The 24,038-nt window shown below is 57.7% G+C and carries 20 protein-coding genes; 1 reads left to right on the top strand and 19 read right to left on the bottom strand.

All coding sequences use genetic code 11. From position 1 onward, the window contains the following. Positions 1-106 precede the first annotated feature (106 nt). Positions 107-1,342 (top strand): EpsG family protein, encoded by a 1,236-nt coding sequence (locus DV532_RS06670; RefSeq protein ID WP_082477204.1) that lies wholly within the window; start codon positions 107-109, stop codon positions 1,340-1,342. Between the two features lie 92 nt (positions 1,343-1,434). Here DV532_RS06670 and DV532_RS06665 read toward each other — a convergent pair whose 3' ends face one another. The 19 genes from DV532_RS06665 to DV532_RS06575 form a co-directional block, all read right to left on the bottom strand. Continuing rightward, positions 1,435-3,432 (bottom strand): nucleoside-diphosphate sugar epimerase/dehydratase, encoded by a 1,998-nt coding sequence (locus tag DV532_RS06665; RefSeq protein ID WP_056807308.1) that lies wholly within the window; start codon positions 3,430-3,432, stop codon positions 1,435-1,437. Positions 3,433-3,483: 51 nt separating this feature from the next. Continuing rightward, the gene (locus DV532_RS06660; RefSeq protein WP_056807309.1) at positions 3,484-4,659 is read right to left on the bottom strand and encodes a DegT/DnrJ/EryC1/StrS aminotransferase family protein; all 1,176 of its coding nucleotides are present in this window, start codon (positions 4,657-4,659) and stop codon (positions 3,484-3,486) included. An 89-nt stretch (positions 4,660-4,748) separates the two neighbouring features. Then, a complete protein-coding gene (locus tag DV532_RS06655; protein WP_056807312.1) occupies positions 4,749-5,372 on the bottom strand; it encodes an acetyltransferase in 624 nt (207 codons plus the stop codon). Continuing rightward, the gene (locus DV532_RS06650) at positions 5,369-5,965 is read right to left on the bottom strand and encodes a sugar transferase (protein ID WP_056807315.1); all 597 of its coding nucleotides are present in this window, start codon (positions 5,963-5,965) and stop codon (positions 5,369-5,371) included. Before DV532_RS06650 ends, DV532_RS06655 begins: the two co-directional genes overlap by 4 nt. 46 nt (positions 5,966-6,011) lie before the next feature. Beyond that, positions 6,012-7,232, bottom strand: a complete 1,221-nt coding sequence (locus tag DV532_RS06645) for a glycosyltransferase family 4 protein (RefSeq protein WP_056807318.1) — start codon at positions 7,230-7,232, stop codon at positions 6,012-6,014. Positions 7,233-7,238: 6 nt separating this feature from the next. Then, positions 7,239-8,369, bottom strand: coding sequence for a non-hydrolyzing UDP-N-acetylglucosamine 2-epimerase (gene wecB, locus DV532_RS06640; RefSeq protein ID WP_056807321.1), 1,131 nt, complete (start codon positions 8,367-8,369; stop codon positions 7,239-7,241). Positions 8,370-8,394: 25 nt separating this feature from the next. Continuing rightward, a complete protein-coding gene (locus DV532_RS06635) occupies positions 8,395-9,507 on the bottom strand; it encodes an NAD-dependent epimerase/dehydratase family protein (protein WP_056807324.1) in 1,113 nt (370 codons plus the stop codon). Positions 9,508-9,510: 3 nt separating this feature from the next. After that, the gene (locus tag DV532_RS06630) at positions 9,511-10,545 is read right to left on the bottom strand and encodes a polysaccharide biosynthesis protein (RefSeq protein WP_056807327.1); all 1,035 of its coding nucleotides are present in this window, start codon (positions 10,543-10,545) and stop codon (positions 9,511-9,513) included. Positions 10,546-10,566: 21 nt separating this feature from the next. Further along, positions 10,567-11,868 (bottom strand): hypothetical protein, encoded by a 1,302-nt coding sequence (locus DV532_RS06625; protein WP_056807330.1) that lies wholly within the window; start codon positions 11,866-11,868, stop codon positions 10,567-10,569. Position 11,869: 1 nt separating this feature from the next. Beyond that, on the bottom strand, positions 11,870-13,087 hold the full coding sequence (locus DV532_RS06620) for a glycosyltransferase family 4 protein (RefSeq protein WP_056807333.1): 1,218 nt from the start codon (positions 13,085-13,087) through the stop codon (positions 11,870-11,872). Further along, positions 13,084-14,355: an O-antigen translocase gene (locus DV532_RS06615; protein ID WP_236707566.1), complete on the bottom strand. Its 1,272-nt coding sequence runs from the start codon at positions 14,353-14,355 to the stop codon at positions 13,084-13,086. The genes DV532_RS06620 and DV532_RS06615 overlap by 4 nt, the downstream gene beginning before the upstream one ends. Positions 14,356-14,437: 82 nt before the next feature. Continuing rightward, entirely contained in the window at positions 14,438-15,478 is a 1,041-nt protein-coding gene (locus DV532_RS06610) for a Wzz/FepE/Etk N-terminal domain-containing protein (RefSeq protein ID WP_056807338.1), read from the bottom strand. A 229-nt stretch (positions 15,479-15,707) separates the two neighbouring features. Beyond that, entirely contained in the window at positions 15,708-17,153 is a 1,446-nt protein-coding gene (locus DV532_RS06605) for an MBL fold metallo-hydrolase RNA specificity domain-containing protein (protein ID WP_056807340.1), read from the bottom strand. 102 nt (positions 17,154-17,255) lie between these two features. After that, the gene (locus tag DV532_RS06600; RefSeq protein WP_056807342.1) at positions 17,256-17,519 is read right to left on the bottom strand and encodes a lipopolysaccharide assembly protein LapA domain-containing protein; all 264 of its coding nucleotides are present in this window, start codon (positions 17,517-17,519) and stop codon (positions 17,256-17,258) included. A 21-nt stretch (positions 17,520-17,540) separates the two neighbouring features. Beyond that, positions 17,541-17,837: an integration host factor subunit beta gene (gene ihfB / locus DV532_RS06595; RefSeq protein ID WP_056807345.1), complete on the bottom strand. Its 297-nt coding sequence runs from the start codon at positions 17,835-17,837 to the stop codon at positions 17,541-17,543. A gap of 330 nt (positions 17,838-18,167) precedes the next feature. Continuing rightward, positions 18,168-19,232 carry an acyltransferase gene (locus tag DV532_RS06590; protein WP_056807347.1) on the bottom strand — a complete coding sequence of 355 codons (1,065 nt, stop codon included), beginning with the start codon at positions 19,230-19,232 and terminating at the stop codon, positions 18,168-18,170. 83 nt (positions 19,233-19,315) lie between these two features. Further along, positions 19,316-20,992: a 30S ribosomal protein S1 gene (rpsA, locus tag DV532_RS06585; protein WP_003252673.1), complete on the bottom strand. Its 1,677-nt coding sequence runs from the start codon at positions 20,990-20,992 to the stop codon at positions 19,316-19,318. A gap of 124 nt (positions 20,993-21,116) precedes the next feature. After that, positions 21,117-21,803, bottom strand: a complete 687-nt coding sequence (gene cmk, locus DV532_RS06580) for a (d)CMP kinase (protein ID WP_056807350.1) — start codon at positions 21,801-21,803, stop codon at positions 21,117-21,119. Continuing rightward, the gene (locus tag DV532_RS06575; RefSeq protein WP_236707567.1) at positions 21,800-24,007 is read right to left on the bottom strand and encodes a bifunctional prephenate dehydrogenase/3-phosphoshikimate 1-carboxyvinyltransferase; all 2,208 of its coding nucleotides are present in this window, start codon (positions 24,005-24,007) and stop codon (positions 21,800-21,802) included. The genes cmk and DV532_RS06575 overlap by 4 nt, the downstream gene beginning before the upstream one ends. Positions 24,008-24,038: the final 31 nt, after the last annotated feature.

Raw genomic sequence — 24,038 nt, 5'->3', positions numbered from 1 at the left:
ATCCAGCATTTCACACGTGCTTCGCAGGGAACCCTCTGCCGCCGGGCAATGTCCACATTAGCCGAATCGGTGGCCCTTTCATTTATTGACTGCGACCAGCCCCTGAATGGCCATGACGGCCGCGCTCGATGCCCAGTTGTCCCTACCGTCTGGCAGCCAGACCAGAGAGGCCAAGATGATTTTTTACCTGTGTGTGGCCATGGCGCTCTGGCTGATGTCGGCCCCTAGCATATTCTCGCTGCGTAGCACTGGGATTAGCCTGGTGCTAGGGACGGTACTGGTCTGGTCCGTGTGCGCTTTGCGTTTCGAGACTGGCTTTGACTGGATGGTGTATGAAAGCTACTTCAATGCCATCGCGCAAAGCCCTTTCCTCGCCCAGCCACAGGACGTGGTGGCGATGGAGCCACTTTTCTATTTACTCAACTACCTGATCGCGCAGATTGGAAACTTTCAACTGTTTTTGCTGGTGGTGGGTACCATCAACATTCTAAGCGCTGTGTACTTCCTTCAGCGCTTTGATATCCGCGTGGTATTTGGCCTGGCCTATGTGTTTTGCTGGGTGTTCCTGCCGCTAGAACTGGGCACAATCCGCCAGTCGCTTGCCGTGTCGGCGCTGCTGGTATGTTTGACCCTATTGGCAGATGGCAAGGGCAAATGGTCCGTACTCTGGTTCATCGCCGCCGTGGGGTTTCAATATTCCGCGCTGATCTACGGTATCGTTTACGTGCGTAAAGCATTGCGCCCGCTTATGCATCATGCGGCAGCCGTTGCAGTCGTATGTTTCGTCTTCTACTGTATTGCACCGGCGGGGATTGGCCAGGCGACACTCGCCTTGGGCAGCGGCCTTGATATTCCATTTATTTCAGAGAAGCTAGCGGTGTACGCAGACTTTGGTGGGTCCCCCCGGTCTGTTGCAGGCTACGGTTTTATCCTGTTTAACTGCGCGCTGCTGGTGGCTACCCGCTACACCCTCGATTATCAGGCGCCACGCTACGTGCTTCTGGTGAGCCTGCTGCTGTGCCTGATCTTCGCGCAAGCGCTACTGTTCGACTTCGCGCTTATTTGGAACCGGGTGCACTATTTGGCCGCTTTCGTACAGGCGATATTGATCTATGACATTCTGGCAACGCAAACCATGCCAATCCGGGTACCCGCGTTTGTGCTGGTAATGGCGCTCAGCATCGCGGCAATTGGATTGTTCCTGCGCTCCCCGGCCGCCCTTCTGTTTGTGCCGTACCAGTCGTATGTTTCCAAAGAGTGGTCGAACACTGCAAGCGACGGCCGTGAACGTACACTTGAATACTACCGTATGTTCGAAGCTTCCAAGGCGCAGAACAACTAACCAGCTACCTGTCAGCCTTTGCAGGAAGCCTGTGCAACGCCCCCGTAGCGTTGCAATCCGCGCTCCGTAGCCCAACCACGGAGCGCATGCTGTCAGGGTTCCAGGCGACGTTGAAGATGCAGGAAGTCAACAATTTCGCCCTGAGGGGTGTAGCCAGCCACTGTTTCGCGCAGAATCTGCCGAATAGTCACGTAGTCATCCGATTCAATCGCTGCGAGGAGCGCCGTCAGCCTTTGCTTCATGGTGTCCCAAGGTAAATAATCTTCTTGCGCGCTCATGATCATCGGATGACGCGTGGCGATGACATTGTCACCAATCAGCAACTCCTCATACAGTTTCTCCCCCGGCCGCAGGCCGCTGAACTCAATGGTAATATCGCCATGCGGGTTACGTTCGGAGCGCACACTCAGGCCCGACAAATGAACCATCCTTTCAGCGAGCTCGACAATTTTCACCGGCTCGCCCATGTCCAATACGAATACGTCGCCACCCTGCCCCATGGAACCGGCCTGGATAACCAGTTGAGCGGCCTCCGGAATGGTCATGAAGTAACGTGTGATCTTCGGGTGAGTGACCGTAACGGGGCCACCGGCCTGAATCTGCTTATGGAATAGCGGGATTACAGAGCCCGACGAGCCCAACACGTTGCCGAACCGCACCATGGTGAAACGCGTGCGGTTGACCTGAGACACATTGCCCTCCTCGCCAAAAAGCACAGGAGCCGCTTCGTGGCTCAAAGCCTGCAATGCAAGTTCGGCCAGGCGCTTGGTGCTGCCCATGACATTGGTGGGGCGTACCGCCTTGTCTGTTGAAATAAGCACAAAATTGGCAACGCCTGCCTGCAATGCCGCCTGCGCGGTATAAAGGGTGCCGATGGCATTATTCAGCACACCTTCGGCGACATTGTGCTCGACCATCGGCACATGCTTGTAAGCCGCGGCGTGGTACACCGTATCCACCTTCCAACTTTGCAGCACATCCAGCAACAAGCGGGGATTACGCACCGAACCGAGTATGGGTAATAACCGCGTGGCCAACCCTTCGCGATTAATACGCTGCTCCAACTCCGACTGGATGTTGTAGAGGTTGAACTCACTGTGCTCGAACATCAGCAAGATGGTGGGCGACAGGCTTAGAATCTGCCTGCACAGCTCAGACCCTATCGAGCCGCCGGCCCCGGTGACCAGCACCGTTTGCCCCGTGATGCAGCGCTCCAGCAAATCCTCTTGCGCAGGTACTGCATCACGGCCAAGCAGATCGGCAACATCAACCTCTTGGATGTCATCCACCTTGACCCGGCCACTGGCCAGGTCCATGAACCCTGGGATACTGCGCACGTGCAGCGGAAAGCGTTCAAGGCAGGTCAGGATTTCCCGGCGCCGCACCCTGGTGGCGGAAGGGATAGCCAGCAGGATCTCCTGCGCCCCCGTAATATCCAGCATCTTCTCGATATGCTCAGGTTTGTAGACCTGCAAACCCGAGATCACCCTGTCAGCAATACTGTCGTCATCGTCGATGAATGCCACCGGGCGCATCATCTTGCCAATGCGCAGCGCCGCCACGAGCTGGTTGCCGGCGGCACCGGCCCCGTAGATTGCCACCCGTGGCAACCCGTCCTGCCGGCTGGCGAACGGCACATGTTGTGCTGCCGTGAACCAGTCGCCAAGGAAGTACTGCCGCATCGCGAGGCGTAGCCCGCCTACCATGATCAGGCTCAGCCACCAGTAGTTGAAGATGACCGATCTTGGCACCAAGTGCTCATGGTTGCTGTACCAATACACCACAAGCCCCAGAATCAAGGCAGACAAGCTAACCGCCTTGATAATGGTGATCAGGGCCTCGTTGCCAAAATAACGCATGACCGCTCGGTACATGCCAAATCGCACGAACAGTGGGATAGAAACGGCAGGAGCGGCGATAAACAGCCATGCATGCTCCAGCACCGGGTTGGCCAGTTCATCGATACCCAGCCTGACCAGAAACGCCAGCCACAGCGCCACCCACACCAGTAAGATATCTGCGATTACCTGAACAAGGCGCTTGTGGCGCCTGGGCAAGGCCAGCAACCAGGCGCGCAGTCTGTTAATCATGCTTCCACTTCCATGCCATGTTCCACCTAGGTCCCGTACAGTTGCGGAGCATTACGCCGCTGCCAACGCCATGACGTCTTTCAGTACCTGGCAGGTTTTCTCGATTTCCGCGGCGCTCAAGGTTGGGTGGACCATGAACATCAGGCTGTTTTCGCCAAGTTCCCGGGCAACACTCAGATGCGGGTCTGGGCGCCAGTTGGTGCCGTCAAATGCTTTTTCAAGATAGACCTCGGAGCAGGAGCCTGAGAAACAGGGCACCCCGCGCTCAGCAATCGCCCCCAAAATACGGTCACGCGACCAATCCGGGCGCAATGCTCCCGGCTCGACGAAAACGTAACATTTGTAGGCTGCATGGCCGATGTCCTGCGGGAGGACAGGCACCCGCAAGCCCTTGAGCCCTTTGGCACACTCCCAGATCGCAGTGGCATTGCCGATTCGCGCTTTGGCCCAATCAGGCATGCGACGCAACTGTATACGGCCGATAACGCCTTGCATTTCCATCATGCGCCAGTTGGTGCCGAAGCTCTCGTGCAACCAGCGGAAACCGGGGGCATGCTCGCGCTGATAAACCGCTTCCCAACTTTTGCCGTGGTCCTTGTACGCCCACATCTTTGCCCAAAGCTCACGGTCATTTGTGGTGACCATGCCGCCCTCGCCACCAGTGGTCATGATCTTGTCCTGGCAGAATGACCAAGCGCCGACGTGACCAATGGAGCCCACCGAACGCCCCTTGTAGGTTGCACCGTGCGCCTGTGCACAGTCTTCAATCACTTTCAGGTCATGCTGGGTGGCCAATGCCATGATGGGGTCCATGTCGCACGGCCACCCGGCGAGGTGAACACAGATTACGGCCCGGGTACGCGGCGTGAGCACTGCGCGGATGGTTTCGGCAGTGATATTTTGCGTATCCCTGTCGACTTCAGCAAAAACCGGCACCGCCCCGGCATTGACGATACTGGACACCGACGCGAGGAAGGTGCGCGGGGTGACGACGACTTCATCACCCTCGCCAATGCCCAGTGCATTCAATGCCAAATCCAGCGCAACGGTACCGTTGGCAAGCGCTACCGCATGGGCTGTCCCCGCCCAGGCAGCAAACTCTTGCTCAAACTGGCGGCACTCTTGGCCAGTCCAGTAATTGACCTTGTTGGACAGAACGACATCGCGAACTGCATTGGCCTCTTCTTCGGTGAATGATGGCCAAGGGGCAAAAGAAGTATTCAACACAGTGATCTACTCGCTATCCAAAATGTTCGTCGATACTGGCGACAAGCTGCGCCAGCAATAAATGCTTGGTTCGGTCACGTTAAGCGTGATCATTTGCCAACGGCCCGTGCGGGAACCCCAACGACAGTCAGGTGATCGGCAACCGTCGAAACTACCACCGCTCCGGCGCCCACTGTGACATGCGCGCCGATGCTGGTCAGTTGCCGCACGCAGGCGCCAATGCCTACCCAGCTCTCGTCGCCGACCTGCACCTGGCCTGCCAGACGCGCCCCAGGGCTGACATGAACAAATGCCCCTAGGCTGCAATCGTGATCGACACTACAACCGGTGTTAAGAATGGCACCGTCACCGACCTCGCAAAACGGGTTAATCACAGCTGTGGCAAACACTACGCTGCCGGCACCCAAACGCGCATGTTTACTGACCACCGCGGCAGGATGGATGATGGTCGCCATGACAGCCCCAGCCTGCTCAAGCAACTGCTGTTTGGCGCGGCGGATGGCGTTGTTGCCGATCGCCACGACTACGCCCTCATAGGCATCAACCGCAGCAAGCAGCTGGGTACTGCCCCCGACAATTGACCACGCGCCACATACACTGCGCTCAGGCCAGGCATCGTCAAAGAAGTCGATGTGTGTCCAGCCGCACAACGCTGCGGCATCGGCCACTACCTTACCGTGGCCGCTGGCACCCAGAATCGCCAGCCGGTTCATTTGCGCGAACCGGTAAATTTGGACATGGTGACCTCGCCCTGCGCACTAATACCGTCACGTATAAGGACTTTTTTCACCGTAAGAAGGATGACTTTGAGGTCAAGCCAGAATGAGCGGTTGTCTACATACCAGACGTCGAGCTGAAACTTTTCCTCCCAGCTCAGTGCATTGCGACCGTTGATTTGAGCCCAGCCGGTAACACCTGGCCGCACATCATGGCGACGTCGCTGCTCAGCGTCGTACAACGGCAGATACTCCATCAACAGCGGTCGAGGGCCGACCAGGCTCATATCGCCTTTTACGACGTTCCACAGTTCGGGCAACTCATCCAGGCTGCTTGAGCGCAAGAAACTGCCGAACCGAGTCATGCGCTGGGCGTCTGGTAGCGGGTTCCCTTGGCTATCGAGCGCGTCGCGCATGGTACGGAATTTGACCATCTCGAAAGGCTTGCCGCCCATACCGGGGCGTACCTGACGGAACAACACCGGTGAGCCAAGCTTGCGCCGGATCATCATCGCCACGACGACGATGACTGGCGACAGGATTATCAGGCCTGCCATCGCTGCTACCACATCGAACAATCGTTTCAACATCTCAATACCCAACCAGATTCAACGGCGCGCCCATGGAATTGCCCAATTAATTGCCCAAGCGCCGGAAATGCTCGCCAAAGCGTTGTACACCCACTTTCAAGGACAGCTTCTGCCGATAGAACTCCGCGCCTCGCTGGCCCATCTGAATCCGCTGCTGCTCACTCAGCAAGCTGAGCTCGATGCAGGCATCTGCTAGGGCTTGAGGGTTCTGCGGCTCGGCTATCACTCCGCAGTCGGCATCGCGTACCAACTGTGCTGCATCGCCTTCCACTGCCATGATCAGCGGCTTCCCGGCTGCCATGTAAGCTTGGGTCTTGGACGGAATGGTAATGGTAAAAAGCGGGTCCTTCTTCAGGTGTACCATCAACGCATCAGCACTCGCCAGGTATGCCCCCACCTCCGCCATGGGCACTCCCGGCAAAAAGGTCACGTTGTCGAGTTGCCGTTCCCGGGCAACAGCCTGCAGGCGCGAGACCTCAACGCCCCCGCCCAGGAAGGTCAGCGAGACATTGGCAGCCCTTTGCTTCAGGATCGCTGCCGCTTCGATGACCGCATCCAGCGCTTGCGCCTTGCCCATATTGCCGGCGAACAACACCCGGAAGGTGTCGTCAGGCGTGAAGTTCAAGGGCTTACCTGCATCCGCGGCACACACCATGTCCTCGGCACACCAGTTATAAATCACATCGATCTTTGCTGCCGGCACACCCCGCTCAATGAGCAACCGCTTGAAACCAGGCGAAAGTACCACGATCTGATCCACACGGCGGTACACCCAGTCGCATACCCGGCTGACCAGTTTCAGTGCCTTCTCGTTCGAGAACATGCCAGTAGCCTTCAAGGTATCCGGCCACATGTCCTGAATGTCATACACCACCGGTACGCGGCGGAGCATCCGTATCAGTGCTGCAGACATACCCACTGTCAACGGCGGGTGGTAGGCATAGATGACGTGCGGTTTACGCACGCCAAACAACCCATAAAATAGGCTAGTTGCAGCAAAACTTGCATAATTGAGCACACGCCCGATACCGCTCTGCCCATGGCTGGGATAGAGCGGAACGCGCGTCACCTTAACGCCATCGATCACTTCACGCTGTATGAGCTTGACCTTGTATCCCGAGTACAACTTACCGCCAGGGTAATTGGGGAAACCGGTTAAAACTTCCACCTCAAACCCCTGAGCGACAAGCTCACGGGCAAACACCAGCCCTTTGAAGGTGGGCTCCGGGTCAAACCATTGCGTCAGCAGTAGAATGCGCGTGGCCATGGCGGATCAGTACCTTCTCCAGACGGTACGCATTACATAGTCACGATAGCTGTGAATAATCCGCACCACTTTTTCGGACACGTTTGGCATGCTGTAGTCTTCGACCAGACGCAAGCCACGGACCTCGCCACGTGGTTGGCTTTCCAGTACGGCCAACCCCTGCAGCACGCGGGCCACCTCCAAGCCAGTCATCATCACTGCAGCCTCTTCCATTCCCTCGGGGCGCTCATGTGCTTCGCGCAAATTCAATGCTGGGAAATTGAGGATCGACGACTCTTCGTTGATTGTCCCGCTGTCTGACAGAACAGCCTTGGAGGCCAACTGCAGCTTGTTGTAATCGGTGAAACCCAGCGGTTTAAGCAGGCGTACGTTGGCGTGAAACTTGACGCCCAGCGCATCGACACGTTTCTGCGTGCGAGGATGGGTCGACACAATCACTGGCAGGTCAAACTCGGCTGCCACGGTATTGAGCACGTCCACCAGTTTGAGGAAGTTCTTGTCGGCCTCAATGTTTTCTTCGCGGTGCGCGCTGACCACGAAGAACTGCCCCTCTTCCAGCCCCAGACGTTGCAGGACATCCGACGCTTCGATCGACGGGCGATAATAGTTAAGGACTTCGAACATCGGGCTGCCGGTCTTAATAACCATGTCTGGCGGCAACCCCTCGCGCAGCAGGTAGTCACGGGCGATCGTGCTGTAGGTCAGGTTGATATCCGCCGTGTGGTCCACAATCCGCCGGTTGATTTCCTCTGGCACGCGCATATCGAAGCAGCGGTTACCGGCCTCCATGTGGAAGGTCGGGATCTTGCGGCGCTTGGCGGGGATCACAGCCATGCAGCTGTTGGTATCGCCCAGCACCAGAAGCGCTTCAGGTTCGATTTCGGCCAGTACCTTGTCCACCGCAATGATGACATTACCGATGGTCTCGGCCCCCGAGGCACCAGCAGCATTAAGGAAGTGATCCGGCTTACGAATCCCGAGATCGTTGAAGAAGATCTCGTTCAGTTCGTAATCATAGTTCTGCCCGGTGTGCACCAGCACCTGTTCGCAATGCTGGTCCAGTGCGGCCATGACACGCGACAGGCGGATGATTTCTGGTCGGGTGCCGACAACGGTGACAACCTTCAACTTTTTCATATCTATTCCTTGCTGATGCTGGCGCTCAAGCGTTCAATGGCTTCGCATAGGTGTCGGGAAGCTCGCGATCAAATATCTCGTTGGCCCACAGCATGACGACCATTTCTTCATCACCGATGTTGGTGATGTCATGGGTCCAACCTGGCACGGTCTCGACGACTACGGGCTTGTCACCCGACGTCTGTAGCTCATAAAACTCTCCCGACACCATATGACGGAAGCGGAAGCTGGCAGTGCCCTTGATCACCAGGAATTTTTCGGTCTTGGTGTGATGGTAATGGCCGCCCCGGGTAACCCCAGGGTGTGCGGTGAAATAAGAGAACTGGCCGCTGTCACGGGTCTTGAGCATCTCCACGAATACACCACGCTCATCGCCGTACTTGGGCACCTCGTACGTGAAGCGGTCCTCGGGCAGATAGCTGACATAAGTGGAATACAAGGCGCGTACGAAACCAGTCCCCACCGGCTCGGTGATCAGGTTTTTGCGGCTGGCCTGGAAGGCATTGAGATGGTCGGCGATTTCACCCACCGTCGCAGTGTACTGCGGCTCAACATTCACAAACGCCTTGCCGGCATGCTCACCACGCATCACTTCCAGGAAGCACCGGATGACGTCATCAATGTAAACCAGGTTGACCGCCGCCATCGGATCGTTAATTTGAATAGGCAAACCACGGGCAATGTTGTGGCAGAACGTCGCCACTGCGGAGTTGTAATTAGGCCGCGCCCATTTGCCAAATACGTTTGGTAAACGGAACAGATAAACAGGCGACCCCGTTGCCGCAGCCAACTGCTCCAATGCCTCTTCGGCCCCACGCTTGCTTACACCGTAAGCATTGTCCAAGGTTGCCTGGCTGGAGGACGTGTACAGCAAAGGGATCGCTTTGCCGCTCGCGCGAACGGCGTCGGCCAGCGCAAGGGTAAGGTCGACATTACCGGTCGTGAATTCCTGCGGGTCCTGCGGGCGGTTGATACCTGCCAGATGGAACACGAAGTCTGCTTCAGCGACCTTTGCCGGGAGAGCAGCGATATCATCGTGGCGCGTGAATGTGCTCACCACGGTGCCTTCAAGCTCTTGCAAGTGCACCAGCAGGTTCTTGCCGATAAAACCATCGGCTCCCGTTACCAGAACGTTCATCAATCACTCCTCCGGTACGGCATGCTCGCCGCGCTGGATCGCCTGCATGAACTCAAGCTTCAGCAGCAGGCGCTGCATGCCCTCAACGTCCAGACGCTCGGTGTTATGCGAGTTGTAATCTTCGGTGCGCGAAATCTCTACTTCGCCCTGCTCGACAAATTTTGCGTAGTTCAGGTCGCGAAGATCTGGCGGGACGCGATAATAGTCGCCCATGTCTTCGGCACACACCATTTCCTCGCGGCTCAGCAGAGCCTCGTACAGTTTTTCGCCGTGACGGGTACCAATCACCTGAATTGGGTGCTCTGGCTTGCCCAGCATCCGGGTCAATGCCTCTGCCAGTGTCTGGACGGTCGCCGCCGGTGCCTTCTGCACGAACAGATCGCCATTTTCGCCGTGCTCGAAGGCAAACAGCACCAGGTCAACAGCATCCGACAAGGTCATCATGAACCGGGTCATGTTGGGGTCGGTCAGTGTCAGCGCCTTGCCGGCACGTATCTGCTCGATGAACAACGGAATCACAGAACCCCGAGACGCCATGACGTTGCCATAGCGAGTACCACAGATAACCGTACAGTTGCTATCGACATTACGCGACTTTGCAACCATTACCTTTTCCATCATCGCCTTGGAAATGCCCATGGCGTTGATCGGGTATACCGCCTTGTCGGTACTCAGGCAAACGACACGCTTCACCCCATTCTGGATCGCTGCCTCAAGTACGTTCTCGGTGCCCAGCACATTGGTCTTGACGGCTTCCAGGGGGTGGAACTCGCAAGAAGGCACTTGTTTGAGCGCAGCCGCGTGGTAGATAAAATCCACGCCTCGGCTGGCATTGAGGATGCTCTGGTAGTCACGCACATCACCGATGTAGAACTTCAGTTTGCTACTGGCATAGCGCTTGCGCATGTCATCCTGTTTCTTTTCATCGCGACTGAAAACACGAATTTCAGCGATGTCGCTATCAAGAAAACGCTTGAGGACGGCGTTACCAAACGAGCCGGTGCCACCGGTGATTAAGAGTGTTTTACCTTTGAACATGACAACCTCACAAATTTGTAATTAGGCATTAACCAAGGCCGGTTCTTTGCGTTGCTGGCCCAGCCAGATGAACAGCCAGAATACAAATGCAAAATAGGAATCCAGCGTTTGCGTCAACTGATTGTTAGCAGGTGCGTACAAAACCGAAAGTGTCAAAAACAGGAACACGAGGGTGCCTGCTTCACTGCCATTGAACAACGCGCTTTTCCAAGCGCCCCCCCAAAGAAACCCCATTACCAGAATCACCAAGGGCACCAACGGAAAGCCAACATCGCTGGCGATCCAAGTGAACATTGTCGACCATTGGGCGGTATCACTCCACCCCGCCAGGTTCACCTTGCTAAGGTAGCTGCGCTGATAGAGTGAATCGTCCACCACCTTGGAAAAATTGCTCATCAAGAACGATGAATGCCCGAGGCCCATCGTCGAGGTGAAATCCTCCTCCAACGCCAGCGATAACCCGTAATATCCTTGGGCCATGTAGGCAGAAAGCATCTCCATGGCAAAATTCAATTTATCTGCCAGAGGCTCATCACTGGGCGAGCGGTGCGAACACACCACCCCCTCAGCGATACAGAACATGCCGCTTCCGCCCATTCGGGCTTCCTTGCGTTCAATGAACAGGAACAATGTCGAGAACAGCAGGACCACTAGCAGCAAACCAGCCACGCCTACTTTGCCGGCACTGAAAGGGAACCGCCCCCGTCGAATCATGGCCTGGCCTGCCAGCACCATAAAGGTACCACCCACAAAAACCAGCAGCTCGCCGGTTTCGCGATCGGTACCGCGCATTAGCGAAAACACCAGGACGGCGCCGACGTGGCCTAGCAGCAGCAGGACATCCAAAAGCGTCAAGGAGCGCCAGTTAAGGATGGCGAAAGGGATCACACAGCAGACGAATGGCGCGGCCAGTGCTCGTGCGAGTGAAACATAACTACGAATGCCGGATTCGTTAGCCTCCAGCGCTTTGAGCATTTCCTGATAGGCGGCCCCCTGATCACTCAAGACGCTCAGCACCTCCCAGGGCCACTTACCGGTGTACACATACGTCGAAGGAAACAGCAAAATGATGCTGGCCACTGCCCCCACGCGGTAGCATTTCCGCCAGCTGATCAATGGCCGCCCCGGGATGATGGCGTGGCCACTCAGCGTATAACCCAGCGCCAGGGCCAACAGTGTCACCAGGAGAAATCCAAGGACCACGCCGCCATTATTCAGCGGCCAATCAAAGGGGCCGAAGAAAAACAGCGCAATGGTTGCACCCAGGTACAAGAGGCCTAGCCAAAGCGGAAGCAGCCTCAAACTGGTCAAGAGGATTGGCATCCTAGCGCTCCGGTCGTCCCACCTGGTTAATCAACTGTCGGGCAACGTGCTCGACATCGAAGTGCTCGGCCATGCATTCAGGGCCGCGACGCGCCATACGCGCCAGGCGCTGCGGGTCTGCCAGTAGCTGCTCAATGCATTCATGAAGCTGCACAGGCTCCCCGGCCTCGACCCTTACGCCCACGTCCTGCTCGACAATAAAATCGCCATAGTCGGTGCTGCGCTCTACCGAAGCGACAATCGGCAAACCCACACGCAGGTAGTCGATGGTTTTGGAAGGGAAACTCGGCACGTCTACATCACGCACGGTACACACCAATGCCACATCGCAGGCCTGGGCGACATCGAGATAGCGCTCACGAGGCACCCTAGCGATCCACGAAAGGTTACCGTGGCCTTCATCCAGATAGGCTTTTACCTGGCCTTCCAAGGTCCCACTGCCCATGATGAGGTAGTAACTTCGAGAGCCTTCACGTGCGGCGATCCGTGCCACTTGCAACAAATCTTCTACCCCCCGCCCGTGCACCAGTTGCCCCCCAAACACCACAATGGGGCGGTCTACCGGAAGGCCCATCTCTTCCCTGGTTTGCTGACGGTCCAGAGGCATGACAGCCGTATTGCGCCCCCATATCGGCAGCGTGTGGACTTGCTGAGACGGGCGCAAACGGTAGTGCCGCTTAAGGTAGGCAATATTGGCGGGGGACATGCACCCTATATGATCGAAAGTACGTATCAATGTACTCTCAAACCATTTGGCAATGGCAAAGACTAGCCCAGAAGGCATTAGGCCAATCTGCTGTTGATGGTGCGGAAAGAAGTCCCACAGCACCATGTAAGCTTTCGCCTGCCCCCTGTAGCGCTGCCATAACAACGGCAACGACATGGTGACTGCAGGCGAAAAGCCGACAACCAGATCGATAGGGCGAGTACGGCTGACTTCGCGCAGAAGTTTCACCACCCTGAGCGAGGACCCGGCCCACTTCATCACCTTCGAGAGCATTGGCAGCCGGGAACGCACAAGCAAAGGTGCAACCGAAATGACCTCTACTCCCTTGGAGGTTCGCAGCCGATGATCCGGCTCACCCGCCGCGGCAGCCCAATCAAGATTGATCACCGTGACCGAATGCCCTTGCCCCTGCAACGCTTCAGCCATTTCATTGGTCAGCCACGGATCGTTCTCCTGCAAGGAAAATTTCGTGCAGAGCATCACGATATTCACTGGGCTTTCCTTCTCATCCAAAACAACAAACCAAAGGCCATTACCACTGACAGGAAGCAATAGGTGACCATGTGGGCATACACAGGAGCCATCGTGCCTTCAGTGCTGAAGAACCAGCTGAATGCACCGACCAGGAGTACCCCCTGGGCCAGCTCGAATGCAAACGACACACGCACCAGGCCACGTGCCATGAACACGTAGGAAATGGAGGCCGCGATGGTACGAAACACATCACCCGCCATCTGCGGCGCCAGCAGCGCTTTCATGGGCAGAAAATCACTGGAAAACACCAACGTAATTAAAAAGTCGCGCATCAAGTAGAACACCGCAAAACCTGCCAGCAGCACCCCGACAAGCGCGCAAACACTTCCCGACCACTCTTTCAGGACATGCCGCATGTCGCTGGCAGCTGCAATGCGCGGCAACACGAAATTGATCAACACCACGCCCATGAACTGCATGTAGACGTCTGAAAGCTTGATCACACCTTGCCATTGCCCTACCTGCTCCCAGCCCATAGCGCGCCCCATTACATCGCGTATGAACAGCTGGGCCAGCGGGACGGATACTGCCCCGATCAATGTGACCATGGAGAAGGACAGCAACAGCTTCATGCGCTCAGGCGCTATAGACCATGAGCAAGAGGTGAGGAGTTCACGCCGACGAAAAACGGCATACAACAACGCGAACACACCAACCATCGCCGGCATCAACACCAGCGAGTATGCAGCTTCTTCAAAAGCGCCATAGTGCACGGCGGCGATTACCATTGCCGCGCCTGCCAGCGTGCCAGCTATGTTGATAACCGAGAATGTACGGCTGCTGCCACGGCTGCTGGCCTCCGCCAAAGGAAGGTTACCGTAGCCTATAAGCGCCTGACTAAAAGCGAGCACAATGAAAAGCAGCATACCAACGCCCGGCACTAGGTAACTGGCGAGTACCGGGGACAATGCAGCAATCAAAACCGCCGAGGCGCAGCAGAGGATAGTTGTCAGGGTATAGGCTGAGGCATACCAGGCCTGCCCCTCAGTCGTAGCCAGCGGCGTCTTGGCCAGCACCCGGATAAGACCGTTGCTAATGCCACCGCCCGCCAACATGCCGACGATGGCGACCACCGTCATCAACTGACCCAGTAGCCCAAAACCCTCCGGCCCCAACTTCCAGGCGAGCATCTTGATAACCAACAAGCCAGCAAGTGTCTTGACCAGAACCATGGAGCCAAAGTAGAGGCCTGCTTTTATTCTTGACAAACGTGACGCCTCATTCATTGCCCCTGCAATACACATCTACATTCTGCAAACATTGGACTTGCTCTTGCCCAAGTTACACGAACACTGAAACTTAATACCCCTATAGCGAACGTGCACGCCCCCCTCGGTACAGCGCAAGGCATACGCCGAGTAGCAGACCAGCCACGACGCCCAGCAAAACAATTAATGTTTTCTTAGGCTTGACTGGGCGATCGGGCACTTCAATAGCGCCATCCTGACGATAGAGGCGTACTGCATCGGTATCTAGATGCAAATCGCGATAGAACTGCATCGTCAGCTGGTTGTCACGTAGCCCGCTGACAAATGGATCGTCTGACGTGCGTTTACGTAAATTATCGATATCCGCTTCAAGCGCTTTACTTCCGCGCATGTACGCGAGGGTTCCTTCCATACCGGCAGAAACCTCAAGAGAAAGCGTGTTGGAAATCAGCGGCGGCTTCTCCAAACCTACCGACCGGGCGATGTTCAAGGCTTCTGTTAACCGAGTAATCTGATCTTCTCGCACCTTGCGGGCCGCATCCCGAGCAGCTTGGATCTGGCGGCTGAGCCTATCCGCCTTGCCCAGCGCGTCCGCGCGCAAGTCCTTTGCCAGCTCCTGCTTACTCCAGTCGCTGGTCATTTGCACATATTGCGTAACCCAGTCAGCCGCCACTTTAGGGTCCGCCAGGGTTACGGCTACGCTATAGCGATCTGGGGCAACGGGCCCAACAGCAGTGACCGCTAACGTTTTATTGAACTCTGCATAGAGTTGATCTTGCGAACCTTGACGGGCGTTATCAGCCAAGCTAGGAAGGTACACTTCTTGGAAGAACTTTCGGCGCAGCGCCTGGGACTGCAAATTACTCAGGTAGACGCTATAGACGTCTTTAGCGCTCAGAAGCTGAAGCCCGGTGCCTTCACCCCGACCAATATTTACTTGCGAAATATCGTCTTGTGTCGGCGTCCGTACCGCTACCCGCGCTTCATAGAAAGGCGTCGATAGCATTGCATAAGCCACTGCACACAATGTGACGGCAATCGTCACCAGTGCCACCAAGGCTTTCTGCTGTCCTATCAGGCGGACCAACTGGGAAAAATCGATGTCTTCATTACCGTTCGGGCGCTCAGCTACATTGCGCATTGGCTCTAGTGTTCCCTTGAATCATTATTTTTTGAGTTCCAGAACAAGCACGCGCTGGCGGCTGCCCTGCAGTAAAGCTGCTGATGCCCCCCATCGACCGTCATCAGCTGATGACAGACAGGAGCACTATGCTGCAAGCATTGCGACGCATACACTACAGCGAAAGCCTGCAGCAAAGTAGGGGCAACCCAAAAAATCCTCCATCCACTTCCAAATGCGCCCAAAGGTGCTAGCCCTTTGCCTCCTTTGCAATGCTCACCTGGAGCTCAACCCCATGCACTGCAGCGTGACGGTGCAATGCAGCCGCCAGCTGGCTCTTCACCTGATGCTCGCCATGCACCAGAATCACGCGCCTGCTCGCGTGGTTCAATCCCGCTGCAAATCTGATCAGCCCTAGCTGATCTGCATGCCCAGAATATCCGGGCACTGTTACAACCTTCGCTCTCACCTCATACATCCGCCCATCCAAATCAATCTGCACAAACCCCTCCGCCCCCTCACTCGCCTGGATCACCGCCCCCGGCGTACCTTTAGCCTGATACCCCACAAACATCACCTCATGCCGCGTATCGCCGAGCATGGCCTTGAGGTAATTGACTATCCGACCACCCGAGCACATGCCATTGCCAGCAATCACAATCGCCGGTCGCCCGGTGCTCTTCAGGTAATTGACCACCTGCTGATGCTTGGCATGGGTATCCACGCTGACAAGCTGACTGAACCCCAGCGGGTCGCGCCCTTCGGCAAGCCGAGCCCTGGCTTCGGCATTCCAAAAATCATGTAGCCCCCTGTAGACACCCGTGATGCGCTGAGCCAATGGCGAGTCAAGAATGATGGGCAGCTGCGACCAATCGATTGGATCATCACCTGACGCCTGGGCCGTACCGCCCAGCAATGCCTTGCGGTAAAGAATGTCTTCGAGCTCATACAGCAGCTCTTGGGTGCGGCCAAGGCTGAATGCCGGGATGAGGATAGTGCCCTTGTCAGCCAGCGCCCTATCGATGGCGGCTTCCAGCCGTTGCAGGCGATCACTGGCTTTGGCGTGCAGGCGGTCACCGTAGGTGCTTTCCAGCACCAGCACATCCGCCCGTTCCGGTGGCTGCACTGGGCGCAGCAAAGGGTTGCCGGCGCTACCCAGGTCCCCGGAAAACACGTAGCGGGTATCGGCCTGCCCGATCAGCACATCGCACTCGACATACGCCGACCCCAGCAGATGCCCTGCGCGCTGCAGGCGAATACGACAGCCGAGCTCCGGCGCACTCACAACCTCGTGCCATTGCTCGAACGGCAGCGGGACGATGCGCTCTTCGAGAAACGCGAGATACCGCGCTACATGCGCAGGCTCACTGCTGATGCCCAGCTTGTAGGCATCCTCCAGCACCAGCGGAAGCAGCCTGGCGGAGGGCTCACTGCAGTAGATGGGGCCTCGAAAGCCCGCCGCCAGCAATGCCGGTATACGGCCGACATGGTCAAGGTGGACATGGGTGATGACCAAGGCCTGAATGCCCTGCACATCAAAACCAAGCGGGGCGGATTCTGAACCGGGCGAAGCGTCGGCGCCCTGCTCCAGGCCACAGTCGACCAACAGGCTGGTGGTCGGGCTCAGGTGCAATTGATGGCAAGAGCCGGTTACACCCCGAGTGCCACCGTGATGGGAAAGGACTGGAAATTCCATGCTGCTGCACGCTCGCCAAGGCCGAAATGAAGTGTGGTATTACTCCATGACAGCCGGCGCAGGCATAGGTGAGACTTTCTTAACGTGCGGTAAGAATTTTCTTTAGTTACCGCTCAACGCTGCCTGACGAGCAGAAGCCCTTATCTTGCGCTTGCTGCGCTGCACGCCATAGGCACCGAGCAATGGCCCAACTGCGAGGCCAATGACCAGGGCTGCCAGTACCAACACGGCCACCGGCACTTCCGGCGCTGCCCAGCCAAACAGGACGAGCGATACGGCCTGCTGGTTCTCCAGCACAAAGAACAGCACCACAGCCGCCAACAGCAGCACGAACACCGCCGCCAGGGCGCGCTTGAGGTTACGCATCAGATTGCTCCTTGGGGAAAATCAGGTGTGGGCCTCGTCTTCTTCATTGACCCGGTCGCGCAACTCTTTACCGGGTTTGAAGTGCGGCACGAACTTGCCTTCGAGGCTGACCGACTGGCCGGTCTTCGGGTTACGGCCGACGCGCGGTGCGCGATAGTGCAGCGAGAAGCTGCCAAAACCGCGGATTTCGATGCGATCACCGGTGGCTAGGCATTGCGACATCTGCTCAAGCATGGTCTTGATGGCCAGCTCCACGTCCTTGGACGAGAGCAGCCCCTGATGGGTGACAATACGTTCGATCAGCTCCGACTTCGTCATATTTTTCCCTTCGTTATCAAGCAGCTAGATCATTGCTTAACCAGTTTGTAGCACGCCGGGAAGGATTTGAACAGGGTGGTTCTTGACTTAATAAAAAAATTCAAGATTGAAGTTCTATAGGAATGGTCTAGCCGGCGCGGTTACCCGGCACGAAGGCGACCCCATCTTTGGAGGCCCGGGCTTATCCGCGAACACGGGCGAAGCCCGTGCCATCCACCGCGGCGCTTGCTTCGCGGGCAAGCCCGCTACTACAGGGCATTGGGCTAGGCCTCAAACGCGCCGGCACACAACTGTCTTGAAGCAGCCCTACCCCCGACCATGAGCGCGAACCTAAGCCAACTGTTGCTGGGAATCGCCCGGGAAAAAGCGTTTTTTCATGGCCAATGCAGGCTTCTCGACCAACTCCCACGACACAAACCCCGCCAACCAGGACGCCGGCACGGCAGCCAGCATCAACCAGTAAGGCCCTGCCGAGGGCATCGCTGCGGCCAATACCTGCTGAATCGGGAATGCATACAGGTAGATACCGTACGAGTAGTCCTGCACGTACGCGGGCAGCCTCAACGGCGAACAATAAGCCGCGTATAGCGTGCCGTATATCGTCAACACGGCAAACGCAAAAACCTCAAAGCGGCCACCCTTGGCCGCCCAAAACAACCCAACACAGGCCAGCAACAACCAGCCGCTATACGGGATCACTGCCCGGTACGAATAGAACACCGACCCCGCCAGGAAGCACACCACCAGCTTATACGGGTACCCTGCAAAGGCGGGATGCAGGGTATACAAGCCCAGCGCAACAACCAGCGCCGCAAGCGTTAACCCCGTCATCGGCAACCGAGTCACCCTGGCCACCCACACCAACACCCCCAGCACCACGTACATGCGCATTTCCAACGGGATGGTCCACAAGCTGCCATTGATCGAATCCCCATAGAAGCGTGGGGTAAAGCTCACCCCAGGCAACACGAACTGGGCATCTTTGAAAACCAACAGCGGGCTATAGACGTACCGATAAACCTGGCGCTCGGAAAAGTACTCAGTGAGCGGCAACGAGGTAACGATAGGCCCGAGCACAAAAGCCATGAGCAACAAACACACCAACAAGCCAGGCAAAATTCGCAATGCACGGGCCAGGTAAAAATCCCGGGCGCTGTTTTTTTCACCACTGGCAGCGATCAAGAGCCCGCTCAGCATGAAGAAAACCTCCACGCCCAGGCTATGGACGGGCACCGGCATACCCAGCTGCAACCCCGGGTCAGTGCAACTCGGGCACTCTAGGTAGGAAAGCGCAAAGGAATGCCCCACCACCACGGCGGTGGCCGCCAACAGCCTGATAATCAGGAAATTGTTATCGCGCCCGCGACCTTTCATGACGTCGGCAAACATCAACATCACACAATCCCCCGCTGTGGCTTTCTTACAGCATAAAAAAAAGGCGACCCGAAGGTCGCCTTTTTTTACCGATCAAACAAAACTTAGTTCTGTTTGGCCATTGCTTCGCGCAGCAGCGCAGCCATGGTGGTGTCGGCAGCAGCTTCCGGAGCGTTTTTCAGGCTCTGGATAGCTTCGCGCTCTTCAGCGTCGTCTTTCGATTTGATCGACAGGCTGATAACGCGGGACTTGCGGTCAACGCTGATGATCTTGGCTTCGATCTCTTCGCCTTCCTTCAGGACGTTACGCGCGTCTTCAACGCGGTCACGGCTGATTTCGGAAGCTTTCAGAGTAGCTTCGATGTCGTCGGCCAGAGTGACGATGGCGCCTTTGGCGTCAACTTCTTTCACGATGCCCTTGACGATAGCGCCCTTGTCATTGACAGCAACGAAGTTGGAGAACGGATCGTCTTCCAGCTGCTTGATGCCCAGGGAGATGCGCTCCCGCTCTGGGTCGACCGACAGGATGACGGTTTCCAGCTCGTCGCCCTTCTTGAAACGACGTACGGCTTCTTCGCCGGTTTCGTTCCAGGAGATGTCGGACAGGTGAACCAGGCCGTCGATGCCGCCGTCCAGACCAATGAAGATACCGAAGTCGGTGATCGACTTGATGGTACCGGTGATCTTGTCACCCTTGTTGAACTGGCCGGAGAAGTCTTCCCATGGGTTGGACTTGCACTGCTTGATGCCCAGGGAGATACGACGACGCTCTTCGTCGATGTCCAGAACCATGACTTCCACTTCGTCGCCAACCTGAACGACTTTCGACGGGTGGATGTTCTTGTTGGTCCAGTCCATTTCGGAAACGTGTACCAGACCTTCAACGCCTTCTTCCAGCTCAGCGAAGCAGCCGTAGTCGGTCAGGTTGGTAACGCGCGCTTGTACGCGAGTACCTTCTGGGTAACGGGCAGTGATAGCTACCCACGGATCTTCGCCCATCTGCTTCAGACCCAGCGAAACGCGGTTGCGCTCACGGTCGAACTTCAGAACGCGTACGTCGACTTCGTCGCCAACGTTAACGATTTCCGATGGGTGCTTGATGCGCTTCCAAGCCATGTCGGTGATGTGCAGCAGGCCGTCGATACCGCCCAGGTCCACGAATGCGCCGTAGTCGGTGAGGTTCTTGACGATACCTTTGACTTGCTGGCCTTCCTGCAGGGTTTCCAGCAGGGCTTCGCGCTCGGCGGAGTTCTCGGCTTCCAGCACGCTGCGACGCGAAACAACAACGTTGTTGCGCTTCTGGTCCAGCTTGATGACCTTGAATTCCAGCTCTTTGCCTTCCAGGTGGGTGGTGTCGCGCACTGGGCGGACATCAACCAGGGAGCCCGGCAGGAACGCACGGATGCCGTTAACGTCGACAGTGAAGCCGCCTTTAACCTTACCGTTGATAACGCCCTTGACCACTTCTTCGGCGGCGAAAGCTGCTTCCAGAACAATCCAGCACTCGGCGCGCTTGGCTTTTTCACGGGACAGTTTGGTTTCGCCAAAGCCGTCTTCGACCGCGTCCAGCGCAACGTGAACTTCGTCACCGACCTTGATGGTCAGCTCGCCAGCTTCGTTGTAGAACTGCTCGAGCGGGATGACGCCCTCGGACTTCAGGCCAGCGTGTACGGTAACCCAGTCGCCGTCGATGTCGACAACGATACCGGTGATGATCGCACCCGGCTGAAGATTGAGGGTTTTCAGGCTTTCTTCAAAGAGTTCTGCAAAGCTTTCGCTCATTTTAATTCCTGTAGATTCGGGCGAAACAAACGCCCCTCGCCACATTCCAGACAATGTGGGTCTGTTTTAAGTAAAGGAAAGCCGGCAGGACGTTGACTGGTGCACCTGCCTGCTCTCCTGGCTATCAGAGAAGGTCGCGCAGGGCGATCTCACTCCTGATACGTTGCAACACCTGCTCGATGGACAACTCGGTAGAGTCCAACTGAATGGCATCGGCCGCTGGTTTCAGCGGGGCCACTGCACGTAGGGTGTCACGTTCATCACGCACACGAATCTCATCCAGCAGACTCGACAGACTAACATCTTCACCCTTGCCCTTCAACTGCAGGTAGCGCCGACGTGCGCGCTCCTCCGCACTGGCGGTGAGGAAGACCTTCAACGGCGCATCTGGGAACACCACAGTACCCATGTCGCGACCGTCGGCGATCAGCCCGGGCATTTCACGGAAGGCACGTTGACGCTGCAGCAATGCTTCGCGCACGGCGGGCAGCGAGGCGACCATCGAGGCACCGGCACCGACGGTTTCGGTACGAATGGCCTGGCTGACATCCTCACCCTCTAGGATGGTTTGTTGCAGCTTACCGGGCTCGGCGGCAATGAATTGTACATCCAGATGGGCGGCAAGCTTGGTCAGCAGCTCTTCGTTGGTCAGGTCGACGCCGTGGTTGCTGGCGTTGAACGCCAGCAGGCGGTACAGCGCACCGGAATCCAGCAGGCGCCAGCCCAGCTCGCGGGCCAGCAGCCCCGCGACCGTGCCCTTGCCCGAGCCACTTGGGCCATCGATGGTGATGATGGGTGCTTGCGAACTCACGACTTGCCCTCTTCTGCCACACGGATGCCGACTTCTGCACACAGTGCCAGGAAATTAGGGAACGACGTGGCGACGTTGGCGCAATCGTGGATGCGGATCGGCGCGCTGGCGCGCAGCGAGGCAACGCTGAAGGCCATGGCGATACGGTGGTCACCGTGACCATGCACTTCACCGCCACCCAGCTGACCACCGTCGATGATGATGCCGTCCGGGGTCGGCTCGCACTTGATGCCCAGGGTGATCAGGCCGTCGGCCATGACCTGGATGCGGTCGGACTCCTTCACCCGCAGCTCTTCGGCACCGCGCAGCACGGTACGCCCTTCGGCGCAGGCAGCGGCAACGAACAACACCGGGAATTCGTCGATAGCCAGCGGCACCAGTTGCTCAGGGATGTCGATACCTTTCAGCTTGGCACCACGCACCCGCAGATCGGCCACTGGCTCGCCACCGACTTCACGCTGGTTTTCCAGGGTGATGTCGCCGCCCATCAGGCGCAGAATGTCGATCACGCCGGTACGGGTCGGGTTGATACCCACATGCTCAAGCACCAGCTCAGAGCCTTCGGCGATGGACGCTGCCACCAGGAAGAACGCGGCCGAGGAAATGTCGGCCGGCACTTCGATGCGGGTGGCTGTGAGCTTGCCGCCAGACTGCAGCGAAGCCACCGGGCCGTTGGACTCGACGCTGTAGCCGAAGCCGCGCAGCATGCGCTCGGTGTGGTCACGGGTAGGAGCCGGCTCGGTGACCGTGGTCTTGCCTTCGGCGTACAGGCCAGCCAGCAGCAGGCAGGATTTGACCTGGGCACTGGCCATCGGCAGCGTGTAGGTCAGCCCCTTGAGCTTGTGGCCACCGCGGATAGTCAGCGGCGGGCGGCCCTCAGGGCCGGTTTCGACCACCGCACCCATTTCGCGCAGCGGGTTGGCCACACGGTTCATCGGGCGCTTGGACAGCGAGGCGTCACCGGTCATGGTCACGTCGAACGACTGGCCGGCCAGCAGGCCCGACAACAGGCGCATCGAAGTACCCGAGTTGCCTACGTACAGCGGCCCCGGTGGCGGCTTGAGGCCGTGCAGGCCAACGCCGTGAATGGTCACCCGACCGTGGTTGGGGCCTTCGATGACCACACCCATGTCACGGAATGCCTGCAGGGTCGCCAGCGCGTCCTCACCCTCGAGGAAACCTTCGACCTCGGTAGTGCCTTCGGCCAGCGAGCCGAGCATGATCGAGCGGTGGGAAATCGACTTGTCGCCCGGTACGCGGATCCGCCCGGACAGGCGGCCACCCGGTTGGGCCAGGAAAATCAGATCGTTGGCGTTCATAGCGTCCACATAGGCCCGGCGGGCCAGGATTTTACTGAAATGCTCGCGGGCCACCCGAGCGCGGGTGAATACACCCAGCAGCTGGTGCCCGTCCCCTTCAGCGATCGCGTCGCGCAAGGCGTCAAGATCGCTGCGATATGTATCAAGTGTGCGCAGAACAGCGTCGCGGTTGGCGAGGAAGATGTCGTGCCACATGGTCGGATCGCTGCCGGCGATTCTCGTGAAATCGCGGAAACCTCCCGCAGCGTACCGGAAGATCTCAAGGTTTTCATTGCGCTTGGCCAGTGAATCGACCAGACCGAAGGCCAACAGGTGCGGCAGGTGACTGGTAGCGGCCAACACTTCGTCGTGGCGCTCGACCGGCATGTGCTCCACGTCGGCGTCCAGCGCGCGCCACAGGCGGTCGACCAGGGCCAAGGCAGCCGGGTCGGTTTCCGCCAGCGGCGTGAGGATGACCTTGTGCCGACGGAACAGGGTAGCGTTGGAGGCCTCTACCCCGCTTTGCTCGGAACCGGCAATAGGGTGCCCGGGGACGAAGCGCGACAGGCGCCCGCCAAACACTTCGCGTGCGGCACGCACCACGTTGCCCTTGGCACTGCCGACGTCGGTGATGATGGCATCGCCGAGCTGGAGCTGGGCCAGGCGGGCCAGCAGTTTTTCCATGGCCAGGATCGGCACCGCCAGCTGGATGACATCGGCCCCGACACAGGCGGCGGCGAGGTCTTCTTCGCAGCGGTCGACCACGCCCAGGGCCACGGCCTGCTTGCGCGAGGGGGCGTCCAGGTCGACACCGACCACTTCGCGGCACAGGCCGCTTTCACGCAGCCCCTTGGCGAACGAGCCACCGATCAGGCCGAGGCCGACCACCACCAGGCGACTGATGATTGGCGCGGGTTTGGTTGTTGCTGCTTTTACC

The organism is Pseudomonas sp. Leaf58, from assembly GCF_003627215.1.
Classification (GTDB): domain Bacteria; phylum Pseudomonadota; class Gammaproteobacteria; order Pseudomonadales; family Pseudomonadaceae; genus Aquipseudomonas.
The sequence above is the reverse complement of the archived record's forward strand: the minus strand, read 5'-3'. Positions and strand labels throughout refer to the sequence as shown.